The organism is Janibacter terrae, from assembly GCF_039636765.1.
GTDB lineage: Bacteria > Actinomycetota > Actinomycetes > Actinomycetales > Dermatophilaceae > Janibacter > Janibacter terrae.
Genome location: NZ_CP144167.1, coordinates 3,227,948 through 3,240,227 on the forward strand (window position 1 = coordinate 3,227,948; position 12,280 = coordinate 3,240,227).

The window sequence follows — 12,280 nt, forward strand, 5'->3', positions numbered from 1 at the left end:
TCAGGCGGCGTGCGCGCAGCCCCACGGCTGGAGACCGCGGTCGGCGTAGACGCGGTTGGCCACGGTGATCTGCTGCTCGCGGCTGGCGAGGTCCGGGCGGGCGGCGAAGTCGCCCCCGCCGGCACCGAGCCAGGTCTGCAGGTCGAACTGCAGCCCGCCGTAGTAGCCGTTGCCCGTGTTGATCGACCAGTTGCCGGTCGACTCGCACTGCGCGATGCGGTCCCACATCGCCGCGTTGGACGTGTTGAGGCCGGAGCTGCTCGTGGAGGTGTTGGTCGAGGACGGCGGCTTGGGGGCCGTGGTCTTCGGGGTGGTCTTCGGCGCGGTGGGCTCGGGGGCCGGCTCCGGCGTGGGCTCGGGCTCAGGGGCCGGCTCGGGGGCCGGCTTGGGGGCCGGCTTGACCTTGGTGCCCTCGACGACGACCTTCTTGACCGGCTGCTGGGTCACCGTACTGGTGCCCTTGCGGGTGTAGACGACGTCACCGTTCTTGTAGGTGATCGTGTAGGTCGTGCTGCGGGAGCCGGCGCGGCCCTCCTGCTCGACCTCGGTCGTGCCCTCGTAGAGGGAGGCGTCCTTCTTGATGATCGTGTCGAAGGGGATGGCCTGGGTGCGCGTCGTCGTCCTGCGGTTGACGCGGTCGAGGCGGATCGTCATGCCGTCCTTGACGGCGGTCGAGGCACCCGGCTTCACGAGGTCGTTGGAGTCGTAGCGGACCTCGGCCTGCGCGAGCGCGGCCTTGACGGTCGTCGCGGTCACGGTCTCGGTGGAGCGCTTGCCGCCCACGAGGAGCGTGATGTCCTTGGGGGTGCTGACGTCGAGGTCGAGGCCGTTGCGGCCGATCGACTGGCTGCGCGAGGCGGACAGGACGGCGTCCTCGCCGCCCCGGATGCCGAGCTGCTTGAGCGCGTCGCCGACGGTCGTCGCCGTGGTCCAGTACTCCCGCTCCTTGCCGTCCACCGTCAGGGTCAGCTTGCGGCCGTAGCGCACGACGATGGTCTGGCCGTCGTCGACCGGGCTCTCGGCCGAGGGGGTGACGACGTCGTGGGGACCGACCTCGATGCCCTGCTTGTCCAGGACGTCACCGACGGTGCCGCCGAAGGCGTGGACGGTGGACGTGTCGCCGTCGACGGAGAGGGCGACGGACTTGTCCATGACGACGACGCCCGAGACTCCGAGGGCGAGGGCGCCGACGACGCCGGCCTGGGTGATGCGGCGGATCGCGGGTGAACTCACAGTGCTCCGATGATTGTGCTTCCCGGGCACCGGTGGCCACGGACACACGGGCCCACGAGGTGCCGGACCCGGTGTCAGCGGCAGATCAGGGGAAACCGGCTCCGGCCAACAGCGGACCACCCTGCACGACGCGCCCCCCGCAGGTCAAGTTTTGGTAACGGAGCCTGTGGAGGGCGTCGCCCGCTGACGGGGACGCAGCTCGCGAGAACTCCCGAGGATCCGGGGCCGCGGCCGGGGTCGCGGCCCGTGAGCATGACCTCCGTCACGGGGCCGGCGGGATCACGCCCAGGGGCCGTACACGCGCTCGCTGTTGTCCGAGATCGCCGCGCACATCGACGGCACGTCGACCCCGAGGGTGCGGGCCATGACCCGCACCGTGTGCGGCAGCAGGTACGGGGCGTTGGCGCGACCGCGCTCGGGCGTCGGCGTGAGGTAGGGCGCGTCGGTCTCGGCGAGCACCTGCTCGATCGGGGTGTGCACGAGCGCCTCGCGCAGGGCGGCCGCGCTCTTGAAGGTCACGGTCCCGGCGAAGGAGAGGTAGTAGCCGCGCTCGACGCACTCGCGGGCCATCGCGAGGTCACCGCTGAAGCAGTGCAGCACCGTCGTCTCCGGCGCCCCCTCCTCCGCGAGGACCCGCAGCACATCGTCGTGGCTGTCACGGTCGTGGATCTGCAGGGCCTTGCCGGTGCGCTTGGCCAGGTCGATGTGCCAGCGGAAGGACTCCTGCTGCACGGCGTGCCCCTCCGGCCCGGTGCGGAAGTAGTCGAGGCCGCTCTCGCCGATCGCCCGCACCCGCGGGTGCGCGGCGAGACGCTCGATCTCGTCCCAGGCCGCCTGCAGGTCGCCGGCCTCGGCGAGCGCGGGGATCTCGTTGGGGTGCAAGGCAACTGCGCCGAGCATGCTCGGGTGGCGCTCGACCTGCTCGACGGCGAACCGGGCACCCTCGAGGTCGCAGCCGACCTGGACGACCCGGTCGACCCCGACCGACGCGGCGGCGGCGAGCGCGCCGGCGACGTCCTCGGTGCTGCGCTCGTCACCCCCTTCGGGCGCGATGGCGTCGGGGACGTCCCGGCGACGGATGTCGAGGTGCGTGTGGTTGTCGACGACCGCGACCGGCAAGGGGTCCGGCCGCGGCGCGACCTCGTCCCGGTCCCCCATCAGTCGTCCGCCATGGCCGCGCGCTCGGTGGCGACGACCTCCTCGGGGTCGAGCTTGACGAAGACCGGGGTGGGCTTGGCGATCGGCGTGCCCACGGTGACGGGCGCGCTCGCCCACGCGGGGAAGGTCGAGTAGTCGCCGGTGATCACGGGGTACCCGGGACCGCCGTCGAGGTCCTCGACGTCCTCGACCCGGGGCATCGGGACGAGCTGGCCCTCGCCCCCGAGGACCACGTGGACCCGGTTGGCCGCGTGCGGGACGAAGGGGGCGAGCAGCACGTTGCAGTCGCTGACGCACTGGGTGAGCGTGTGCAGGACCGTCGCCAGGCGCTCGCGCTCGTCCTCGCCCTTGAGCCGGAAGGGCTCGGTGTCGGTCACGTACTTGTTGACGTCGCCGACGACGCGCATGGCCTCCGCGAGCGCGGCCTTCTGGCGGTTGCGCGAGAGCAGGTCACCCACCTCGTCGAAGGCACCGCGCACCCGGGCGAGGACCGCGTCGTCGACCGGCTCGAGCGTGCCCGGCTGCGGGATCTCGCCGAAGCTCTTCGCGACCATCGAGGCGGTGCGGTTGACCAGGTTGCCCCAGCCGGCGACGAGCTCGGAGTTGTTGCGCTGGACGAAGTCGGGCCAGGTGAAGTCCGAGTCCTGGTTCTCCGGGCCGGCCGCGCAGATGTAGTAGCGCAGCGGGTCCGGTCCGTAGGTCTGCAGGACGTGGCGCAGGCCGATGACGTGACCGCGGCTGGAGGAGAACTGCTTGGACTCCATCGTGAGGAACTCGCTCGCCACGACCTCGGTCGGGAGGTTGAGCTCGCCGTACGGGCCGGGCTCTCCCCCCTTCGCCCCCTTGCCGGAGTACGCGAGCAGCTCCGCCGGCCAGATCTGGCTGTGGAAGGTGATGTTGTCCTTGCCCATGAAGTAGTACGAGCGGGCCTGCTCGTCGTTCCACCACTCGCGCCAGCGCTCGGGGTCGCCGGAGCGGCGGGCCCACTCGATCGACGCGGACAGGTACCCGATGACCGCGTCGAACCACACGTAGAAGCGCTTGGTCGGGTACTTCGCGCCGAGCTCGCCCGGCAGCGGGATGCCCCAGTCGATGTCACGGGTCATCGCCCGCGGCCGGATGTCGTCGAGGATGTTCAGGCTGAAGTTGATGACATTGGGCCGCCAGGTACCGGTCGCCTCGCGCCCCTCGAGGTACTCGCGCAGCGCGTCGGCCAGGGCGGGCAGGTCGAGGAAGAAGTGCTCGGTCTCGCCGAACTGCGGGGTGGCGCCGTCGATCTTGCTGCGCGGGTCCAGCAGGTCCGTCGGCTCGAGCTGGTTGCCGCAGTTGTCGCACTGGTCGCCGCGGGCGTCCTGGTAGCCGCAGATCGGGCAGGTGCCCTCGATGTAGCGGTCGGGCAGCGTCCGGCCGGTGCGCGGGTCGAGCGCGACCTGCTGGGTCTGCTCGACGAAGTAGCCGTTGGCCAGGCACTGCTCGAAGAGGTCCTGGACGACCCGGTAGTGGTTGCGCGAGGTCGTGCGCGTGTACAGGTCGTACGAGCAGCCGAGGTCGGCGAGCTCCTCGGCGATGATGCGGTGGTTGCGGTCGGCGAACTCGCGCGCCGAGATGCCCTCCTTGTCGGCCTGCACGAGGATCGGCGTCCCGTGCTCGTCCGAGCCGCTCACGACGAGCACGTCGTGGCCGGCCATCCGCATGTACCGGCTGAAGACGTCCGAGGGGACCCCGATCCCGGCGACGTGACCGAGGTGGCGGGGGCCGTTGGCGTACGGCCAGGCGACAGCGGAGAGAACCTTCATGCGGCTCATCCTAGGTTCCCGGCCACGCCGCCCCGTCAGCGCTAACCTGCTGCGACCACGTGGGCTCCGCCCGCACCGACGAAGGGGGGCGCCCCCGTGATCGCCGCACTCACCGGGATGGGCCTGAGCGCCGCTGCGGGCCTCAACGCGTACATCCCCTTCCTCGTCGTCGCGCTGCTCGCCCGCTTCAGCGACGTCTTCGTCCTGCCGACGGGGTTCGAGTGGATGGAGTCGTGGTGGGCCATCGGGATCGGCGCGGTCCTGCTCCTCACCGAGATGACCCTCGACAAGGTGCCCGCGGTGGACAGCATCAACGACGCGGTGCAGACCTTCATCCGGCCGAGCATGGGCGGCCTCATGGGCGCCGCGACGGCCGGGGCGAGCACCCTCGACGAGTCCACGTGGATGCAGGAGCACGCGTGGGTCGGAGTCCTGCTCGGCGTCGTGGTCTCGGGACTCGTGCACGCGGGCAAGGCCGCGTCACGTCCGGTGGTCAACGCGGGCACCGCCGGGTTCGGGGCGCCGGTGGTCTCGACCGTCGAGGACGGGGCATCGATCGGCATCTCGCTGATCGCGGTCTTCCTGCCGCTCCTCGTGGTCCTCGTGCTCGTCCTGCTCGCGGCACTGCTCGTGCAGGTGCTGCTGCTGTGGCGACGGCTGCGCCGGCGCCGTGAGCGGCCTGCCTGGTAGGGCGCGCGGTCTGCTCGCACACCTAGGCTGGTGCCATGGCCGCAGCCCCCGAGCACCTGCCCCACCGGACGGCCCTGACCGAGTCCTTCCTGCTCCTCGGCGTCTCGCTCGGGGCCTCCGCGCTGTGGTCCGCCCTCGCGCTGGTGCGCAAGCTCGGTGCTGAGGGTGGACTGTCCGGTCAGGTGACGGCGATGAACCAGTCGGTCACGCCCGACCAACCCTGGCTCGACCTCGCCCACCAGCTCGTGGGCATCGCCCTCGCCCTCGTGCCGGTGGGGCTGGCGTTGCACCTGCTCGCCCGGCAGCACGAGCGGCCGACCCGCCTCATCGGTCTCGACGGTCGGGCGCCCGGACGGGACGTCGCGATGGGCCTGGGCCTGGCCGCCGTCATCGGCATCCCCGGGCTCGGCCTCTACCTCGCTGCCCGCTCGCTCGGCCTCAACACGACCATCGCCGCCTCCGACCTCTCCTCGGCGTGGTGGACCGTGCCCGTGCTGGTCCTCGCCGCGGGGCAGAACGCCCTGCTCGAGGAGGTCGTCATGGTCGGCTACCTCTTCACCCGCTGGCGCGAGGTCGGCTGGAGCCCGGTCGTGGTCGTCGTCGCGAGCGCGCTCGTGCGCGGCAGCTACCACCTCTACCAGGGCTTCGGCGGCTTCGTCGGCAACATCGCGATGGGCCTGCTGCTCGGCGTCGTCTACCTCAGGGTGCGCCGGACGATGCCGCTCTTCATCGCGCACTGGGTGATCGACGTCGTCGCCTTCGTCGGCTACGCCCTGCTCGTCACGAGGATCGACTGGCTGGGTCAGCTGTAGTCGACGCCGCCCAGGTCCGCCGGGTCGGCGTCCTTCAGGGTCCTCGCCCCCGCAGGGGCGGTGAAGTCCTCGCGGCTCTGCCCCCACCGGGAGAAGGTGAGCGTCGTGCGGTCCGGGTACCTGCCGAGGGTCATCTTGAGCATCTCCGGTGCCTGCGGGTCGCTCGAGACCCACACCGTGCGCTGCACACCCCGCCCGCCGTCGTCGCCGGCCCGGGCGAGCGGGATCCGGTAGGTCCACTCGCCACCGAGCTCCTCGACGGTGACATCGCTCTTGAGCTGGTCGAACTGGGTCAGGGAGTCGCCGTAGAAGGTCCGCAGGAAGGTGTAGGGGCGCACCCCGTCGACGGGCGAGCCCTTCTTGCCGGGGACCTTGACCCACCGGCCGACGTTCTTGCGCAGCGGGCTCTTGAGCCTGACCCGGGTGGCGTCGAGCCATTTCTGGTCGACCTTGAGGTAGTGGTCCCACCCGATGGCGTAGGAGTCGAAGGTCCCGCCGTCGGCCAGCGTGAGCGTCGTCCGCGAGATGCCCCCGCCCCCCTCGACACGCGAGCGGACACCCCCGGTGGAGCCCTCGGCGTGGATCGTGATGTCGAGGTCGCGCTCGACGTCGCGCAGGGTGCCGTCGATCGTGACGTTCGCGTGGGTGGCCATCCGGTCGCGCACGGCGGTCAGCACCGGAGCCGGCTGCGGCGGCGACGGCTTGTCCCGGTCCGCGGTCGTCGACGGGCTCGACGTCGGCTCCGTGGTCGAGGTCGTCGTGAGCGGCACGTGTGCGGTCGAGGAGGTCTCGCTCGGCTCCCCCTGGACCAACGAGCAGCCGGCCGTGGACAGCGCGACGGCGCCGGCCAGCAGGATGCTGGCGCGGCGCCGTGCGCGGTGGTGCGTGGTCATGACGGTCCCCCCGGTCGTCAGGCCGTTCGGCTCAGAAGCCGCCGCGGGCTGCGGTGCGCAGGTCCGCGTTGAGCGTGCTGATGACGTCGAGCGGGATCTCCTTGGGGCAGGCAGCGGCGCACTCGCCGATGTTGGTGCACCCGCCGAAGCCCTCGAGGTCGTGCGTCTCGAGCATCTTGACGACGCGGCCACCACGCTCGGGCTGACCCTGCGGCAGCTCACCCAGGTGGGTGACCTTGGCGCCGAGGAAGAGCATGCCCGAGGCGTTGGGGCAGGCCGCGACGCAGGCGCCGCAGCCGATGCACTTGGCGGAGTCGAAGGCGCGGTCGGCCTTCTCCTTCGGCACCGGCACCGAGTGCGCCTCGGGGGCGGCACCGGTGTTGACGGAGACGTAGCCGCCGGACTGGATGATCCGGTCGAAGGCGCTGCGGTCGACGACGAGGTCACGGATCACCGGGAAGGCGTTGGCCCGCCACGGCTCGATCGTGATGGTCTCGCCGCTGCGGAAGGAGCGCATGTGCAGCTGGCAGGTGGTCGTCCGCTCGGGGCCGTGGGCCTCACCGGAGATCATCAGACCGCACATGCCGCAGATGCCCTCGCGGCAGTCGCTGTCGAAGGCGATCGGCTCGGTGCCCTCGCCGATCAGCTGCTCGTTGAGGACGTCGAGCATCTCCAGGAAGGACATGTCCGGGGAGATGTCCGCGACCTGGTAGGTGACGAGTTCGCCCTTCGCCGTGGGTCCGGCCTGGCGCCAGATCTTGAGGGTCAGTTCCATGCTCACTTGTAGCTCCGCTGCTTCAGCTCGATGAACTTGTAGTTCAGGTCTTCCTTGTGCAGGACGGGTGCGTCCTCGCCGAACTCCCAGGCCGCGACGTACGCGAACTCGTCGTCGTGGCGCAGGGCCTCGCCGTCCTCGGTCACGGACTCGGCGCGGAAGTGACCGCCGCAGGACTCTCGGCGGTGCAGCGCGTCGATGCACATGAGCTCGCCGAGCTCCAGGAAGTCGGCCACCCGGCCGGCCTTCTCGAGGCTCTGGTTGAGCGAGTCCGCGCTGCCGAGCACCCGGACGTTGGTCCAGAACTCGTCCTTGAGCGCGCGGATCAGGCCGATGGCCTTGCGCAGGCCCTCGTCCGTGCGCTCCATGCCGCAGTACTCCCACATGATGTTGCCGAGCTCGCGGTGGAAGGAGTCGACGCTGCGCTCACCGTTGATCGAGAGGAACTTCTCGATCCGGTCGGTGACCGCGGTCTTCGCCTCGACGACGGCCGGGTGGTCCTCGGCGATCTTGTCGAACGGGCCCTTGGCCAGGTAGTCCCGGACGGTGTTGGGCAGGACGAAGTAGCCGTCGGCGAGGCACTGCATGAGCGAGGAGGCGCCCAGGCGGTTGGCCCCGTGGTCGGAGAAGTTGGACTCACCGATCGAGAAGAGGCCCTCGACCGACGTCTGCAGGTCGTAGTCGACCCACAGGCCACCCATCGTGTAGTGCACGGCGGGGTAGATCCGCATCGGCACCTCGTAGGGGTTCTCGCCGGTGATGCGGGCGTACATGTCGAAGAGGTTGCCGTACTTCTCCTCGACGGCCGCCTGGCCCAGCCGCTCGATGGCGGCGGCGAAGTCCAGGTAGACGCCCCGGCGCATCTGGCGCGGGTTGCCCTCCGCGTCGACCTCGTCGACGAGCGGGCCGACGCCGCGTCCCTCGTCGCACATGTTCTTGGCCTGGCGCGAGGCGATGTCACGGGGCACGAGGTTGCCGAAGGCGGGGTAGATCCGCTCCAGGTAGTAGTCGCGGTCCTCCTCGGGGATCTGCCGCGGGTCCTTGTCGCAGTCCTCGGCGCGCTTGGGCACCCAGATGCGGCCGTCGTTGCGCAGCGACTCCGACATCAGGGTCAGCTTCGACTGGTGGTCGCCGGAGACCGGGATGCACGTCGGGTGGATCTGCGTGTAGCACGGGTTGGCGAAGTAGGCGCCCTTGCGGTGCGCCCGCCACGCGGCCGTGACATTGCAGCCCATCGCGTTGGTGGAGAGGAAGAAGACGTTGCCGTAGCCGCCGGTGGCGAGCACGACGACGTCGGCCAGGTGGGTCTCGATCTCGCCGGTGACCATGTCGCGGGCGATGATGCCGCGGGCGACACCGTCGACGATGACGACCTCGAGCATCTCGTGGCGGCTGTACTCGGTGACCGTGCCCTTGGCGACCTGGCGCTCCATGGCCTGGTAGGCGCCGATGAGCAGCTGCTGACCGGTCTGGCCGGCCGCGTAGAAGGTCCGGGCGACCTGGACGCCACCGAAGGAGCGGTTGTCGAGGAGACCGCCGTACTCGCGGGCGAAGGGGACGCCCTGGGCGACGCACTGGTCGATGATGTTGGCGCTGACCTGGGCCAGGCGGTACACGTTGGTCTCGCGGCTGCGGTAGTCGCCGCCCTTGACCGTGTCGTAGAAGAGGCGGTAGACGGAGTCGCCGTCGTCGTTGTAGTTCTTCGCGGCGTTGATGCCACCCTGCGCGGCGATGGAGTGCGCGCGGCGGGCGCTGTCCTGGTAGAAGAAGCTCTTGACGTTGTAGCCGGCCTCGCCCATCGTGGCGGCGGCCGAGGCACCGGCGAGGCCGGTACCGACGATGATCACGTCGAGCTTGCGACGGTTGGACGGGTTGACCAGTGCGGAGTCGAACTGGTGCTGCGTCCACATCGCGTTGATGTCGACGTCGGGCGCCTTGGTGTCCGCGACGGGCGCGCCCTCGGAGAAGTACTCGCTGAGAGTGTCGGTCATGGTGAGGAGGCTCCTGCTCAGAGACTGTCGATGAAGATGTAGACGGGCGGGACGAGGAACCCGACCACGATCACCGCAGCGATGACGGTGCCGATCACCCGGGCGCGCGCACGTGCCCTGGCGGTGTTGTTCAGACCCATCGTCTGCGAGGCGCTGTAGACGCCGTGGTAGAGGTGCATGCCGAGCGCGACCATGGCGATGACGTAGATGAGCAGGACCCACCACGTCGCGAACGCCGCGCTGATCATCACGTACGGCGACTCCTTGATGGCCGCCGCGTCGGCCGCACCGTAGAGGTTCGGCTTGACGATCGTGAACTGGATCAGGTGGAAGACCACGAAGGCCAGGAGGGCGAGGCCACCCCAGCGCATGGTGCGCGAGGCGAGCGTCGAGTGGACGTTCTTCTTCACCTGGTACCTGACCGGGCGGGCGGCGTTGTTGCGCCCCATGAGCTTCAGCGCGGCGTAGACGTGCCCGACGAGCGCGAGGACCAGGACGATGCGCACGATCCACAGCAGGCCCTCGTACGGGAGCATCGGCTCCCCGAAGGTCCGCAGGTGGTGCGCGTACTCGTCGAAGGCTTCCTGACCGGCCAGGGCCTTCAGGTTGCCGTACATGTGCAGGAGCACATACAGGATGAAGATGACGCCAGTGCCTGCCATGAGCAATTTGAGCCCGATCGAGGACGACGCCACCCCCTTCTTCTTCGCGGGGAGGGTCGTAGTAGCCACGGGGTCAAGGTACCGCCTTGTGAGCGGGCACACGCCACCGGTTCCGCCCTTCGCCATGTGACCTTGGTCCGGTTACCGTGCCGTAATAGGCAACACGTCCGTCGCAATAACCTCGCGGGACACCGCGCCGAGGAGGCCCTCATGGACGACTCACCCGCCGCGGAGACGATCGTCTCGGCGACCACGCCCCGGGGGGAGATCGCGCTGCGCGAGCGAGCAGATCCCGACGGGGGCGTCGTGCACGAGCTGATCATCGCGGGGACCTTCGCGATGGACAGCCTCGACACCTCCACCGAGACCAGGCTCGCCGAGGAGTCGCTGTCCCGCACGGCGGCACCCGAGCGCGTGCTGGTCGCCGGCCTCGGTCTCGGGTTCACCACCTGGCAGGTCCTGAAGGACAAGCGGGTGCGGCACGTCGACGTCGTCGAGATCGAGGCCGACCTCGTGCAGTGGGCCCGCCTCGGCCTCGCCCCCACCCTCGGGCTCGTGGCCCGTCATCCCCGTGTGGGCGTCCACGCCGGGGACGTCGCCGGGGTCCTGCGCGGCGAGGCCACCCCGGTCGGCCCGTGGGACCTGGTCCTCCTGGACGTCGACAACGGACCGAGCTTCCTCCTGCACGAGGGCAACGAGCGGCTGTACCGGCCCGAGGCCCTCGCCGCAGCCCTGGCGCAGCTGTCCCCCGGCGGGACCCTCGCGATCTGGGCCGCCCAGCGCGAGCCGGGGCTCCTCACCAGCCTCGAGCGCCTCGCCCCCACCGAGGAGGTCGTCCTCGAGGTCGAGCGCCAGGGCCGCCGCCTCGAGTACGCGCTCTACCTGACCTCTGCATTGCCCTAGGGCAATGCAGACGAACGGTCAGGCGGAGGCCGCCGCCCGGGCAGCGAGCGGCAGTGCCGCCCTGATGGTCTCCAGGGCGGAGGTGTCGAGGGCGTCGGACACGAACCAGACCTCGAAGGCGCTCGGCGGGAGGTGCACGCCGGCCTCGAGCATGGCGTGGAAGAAGCGGCCGTAGGCCGCGGTGTCCTGGGCCTGCGCGTCGGCGAAGGAGGTGACCTCCCCTTCGCGGAAGAAGATCGAGAACATCGAGCCCGCCCACTGCACCCGGTGCGCGACGCCCTCGGCGGACAGCGCCGCGGACGCGGCGTCGGCGATCGTGCGGGCCGTGGTCTCCAGGCGCGGGTAGAGGTCCTCGGTGCAGGCGCGCAGCGTCGCCAGGCCGGCGGCGGTCGCGACAGGGTTCCCCGACAGCGTGCCCGCCTGGTAGACCGGCCCCTCCGGTGCGAGGTGCGCCATGAGGTCGGCGCGGCCGCCGAAGGCCGCGGCCGGGAAGCCGCCGCCCATGACCTTGCCGAAGGTGAAGAGGTCCGGGGCCCCGCCCGCGTACCCGCCGGGGTGCGCGCCCTGCGGACCCGTCTCGAGGCCGTACCAGCCCGAGCGGCTCGCGCGGAAGCCCGTCATGACCTCGTCGCTGATGAGCAGTGCCCCGTGCCGGGCGGTGACCCGGCGCAGCCCCTCGGTGAACCCGGGCGCGGGCGGGACGACGCCCATGTTGCCCGGGGCCGCCTCGGTGATGACCGCCGCGATCTCCTCGCCACGCACGGCGAAGAGCTCCTCGACGGCCGCCAGGTCGTTGTAGGGCAGGACCACCGTCTCCCCCGCCGCGGAGGCGGGCACGCCGGCCGAGTCCGGCAGGGCGAAGGTCGCGACGCCCGAGCCCGCCTGCGCGAGCAGGGCGTCGACGTGCCCGTGGTAGCAGCCGGCGAACTTCACGATGACCGAGCGCCCGGTCGCGCCCCGCGCCAGGCGAAGGGCGGACATCGTCGCCTCGGTCCCGGAGGAGACCAGGCGAACCTGCTCGAGCGGCTCGACGCGGTCGACGATCTCGGCGGCCAGGGCCACCTCGTTCTCGCTCGGGGTGCCGAAGGAGAAGCCCTTGCCTGCGGCCGTGGTGACCGCCGCGAGGACGTCCGGGTGCGCGTGGCCGAGGATCATCGGCCCCCACGAGCAGATGAGGTCGACATAGCGGTTGCCGTCGACGTCGACGAGCGTCGCGCCCTGCGCGCTCTCGATGAACCGCGGGACGCCGCCGACGCCGCCGAAGGCGCGCACCGGCGAGTTGACCCCACCGGGGATCACCTCGCGCGCGCGGTCGAAGAGGGCCTGCGAGCGGGTCGTCGAGAGCGTCATGCCCTCATCCTCCCAAG

The 12,280-nt window shown here is 70.7% G+C and carries 11 protein-coding genes; 3 read left to right on the plus strand and 8 right to left on the minus strand.

The genetic code is table 11. From position 1 onward, the window contains the following. The 3 genes from V3C34_RS16080 to metG form a co-directional block, all read right to left on the minus strand. A complete protein-coding gene (locus V3C34_RS16080) occupies window positions 1-1,233 on the minus strand; it encodes a ubiquitin-like domain-containing protein (protein WP_346007638.1) in 1,233 nt (410 codons plus the stop codon). 279 nt (window positions 1,234-1,512) lie between these two features. Then, window positions 1,513-2,391 (minus strand): TatD family hydrolase, encoded by an 879-nt coding sequence (locus V3C34_RS16085; RefSeq protein WP_346007639.1) that lies wholly within the window; start codon window positions 2,389-2,391, stop codon window positions 1,513-1,515. Beyond that, window positions 2,391-4,187: a methionine--tRNA ligase gene (metG, locus tag V3C34_RS16090; protein ID WP_346007640.1), complete on the minus strand. Its 1,797-nt coding sequence runs from the start codon at window positions 4,185-4,187 to the stop codon at window positions 2,391-2,393. The genes V3C34_RS16085 and metG overlap by 1 nt, the downstream gene beginning before the upstream one ends. 96 nt (window positions 4,188-4,283) lie before the next feature. Here metG and V3C34_RS16095 point away from each other — a divergent pair, with 96 nt between their 5' ends. Both V3C34_RS16095 and V3C34_RS16100 read left to right on the plus strand, forming a co-directional pair. Continuing rightward, entirely contained in the window at window positions 4,284-4,877 is a 594-nt protein-coding gene (locus tag V3C34_RS16095; protein WP_068321524.1) for a DUF4126 domain-containing protein, read from the plus strand. Between the two features lie 35 nt (window positions 4,878-4,912). Further along, window positions 4,913-5,689: a CPBP family intramembrane glutamic endopeptidase gene (locus V3C34_RS16100; protein WP_346007641.1), complete on the plus strand. Its 777-nt coding sequence runs from the start codon at window positions 4,913-4,915 to the stop codon at window positions 5,687-5,689. On the opposite strand, the gene V3C34_RS16105 is transcribed toward V3C34_RS16100, so the two are convergent. From V3C34_RS16105 to V3C34_RS16120, 4 genes are read right to left on the minus strand one after another with little or no spacing between them, the layout of a single operon-like run. Further along, window positions 5,680-6,582, minus strand: a complete 903-nt coding sequence (locus V3C34_RS16105; RefSeq protein ID WP_068423686.1) for a hypothetical protein — start codon at window positions 6,580-6,582, stop codon at window positions 5,680-5,682. The genes V3C34_RS16100 and V3C34_RS16105 overlap by 10 nt on opposite strands. A gap of 31 nt (window positions 6,583-6,613) precedes the next feature. Continuing rightward, window positions 6,614-7,357, minus strand: a complete 744-nt coding sequence (locus V3C34_RS16110; RefSeq protein ID WP_068423683.1) for a succinate dehydrogenase/fumarate reductase iron-sulfur subunit — start codon at window positions 7,355-7,357, stop codon at window positions 6,614-6,616. Window positions 7,358-7,359: 2 nt separating this feature from the next. Next, window positions 7,360-9,348, minus strand: a complete 1,989-nt coding sequence (locus V3C34_RS16115) for a fumarate reductase/succinate dehydrogenase flavoprotein subunit (protein WP_068423680.1) — start codon at window positions 9,346-9,348, stop codon at window positions 7,360-7,362. Window positions 9,349-9,365: 17 nt separating this feature from the next. Further along, the gene (locus V3C34_RS16120) at window positions 9,366-10,079 is read right to left on the minus strand and encodes a succinate dehydrogenase cytochrome b subunit (RefSeq protein WP_428832181.1); all 714 of its coding nucleotides are present in this window, start codon (window positions 10,077-10,079) and stop codon (window positions 9,366-9,368) included. A 141-nt stretch (window positions 10,080-10,220) separates the two neighbouring features. Between V3C34_RS16120 and V3C34_RS16125 the strand changes: the two genes are divergently transcribed. After that, window positions 10,221-10,913, plus strand: a complete 693-nt coding sequence (locus tag V3C34_RS16125; protein ID WP_346007643.1) for a hypothetical protein — start codon at window positions 10,221-10,223, stop codon at window positions 10,911-10,913. Window positions 10,914-10,931: 18 nt separating this feature from the next. Here V3C34_RS16125 and hemL read toward each other — a convergent pair whose 3' ends face one another. Then, window positions 10,932-12,263 (minus strand): glutamate-1-semialdehyde 2,1-aminomutase, encoded by a 1,332-nt coding sequence (gene hemL, locus V3C34_RS16130; protein ID WP_346007644.1) that lies wholly within the window; start codon window positions 12,261-12,263, stop codon window positions 10,932-10,934. Between the last annotated feature and the right edge of the window lie 17 nt (window positions 12,264-12,280).

What these genes read in the sequence shown, in the direction of transcription:
- V3C34_RS16115 (WP_068423680.1), bottom strand. Translation starts at nt 9,348, where the DNA reads ATGACCGACACTCTCAGCGAGTACTTCTCCGAGGGCGCGCCCGTCGCG.
- V3C34_RS16125 (WP_346007643.1), top strand. Translation starts at nt 10,221, where the DNA reads ATGGACGACTCACCCGCCGCGGAGACGATCGTCTCGGCGACCACGCCC.
- V3C34_RS16100 (WP_346007641.1), top strand. Translation starts at nt 4,913, where the DNA reads ATGGCCGCAGCCCCCGAGCACCTGCCCCACCGGACGGCCCTGACCGAG.
- hemL (WP_346007644.1), bottom strand. Translation starts at nt 12,263, where the DNA reads ATGACGCTCTCGACGACCCGCTCGCAGGCCCTCTTCGACCGCGCGCGC.
- V3C34_RS16105 (WP_068423686.1), bottom strand. Translation starts at nt 6,582, where the DNA reads ATGACCACGCACCACCGCGCACGGCGCCGCGCCAGCATCCTGCTGGCC.
- metG (WP_346007640.1), bottom strand. Translation starts at nt 4,187, where the DNA reads ATGAAGGTTCTCTCCGCTGTCGCCTGGCCGTACGCCAACGGCCCCCGC.
- V3C34_RS16110 (WP_068423683.1), bottom strand. Translation starts at nt 7,357, where the DNA reads ATGGAACTGACCCTCAAGATCTGGCGCCAGGCCGGACCCACGGCGAAG.
- V3C34_RS16085 (WP_346007639.1), bottom strand. Translation starts at nt 2,391, where the DNA reads ATGGGGGACCGGGACGAGGTCGCGCCGCGGCCGGACCCCTTGCCGGTC.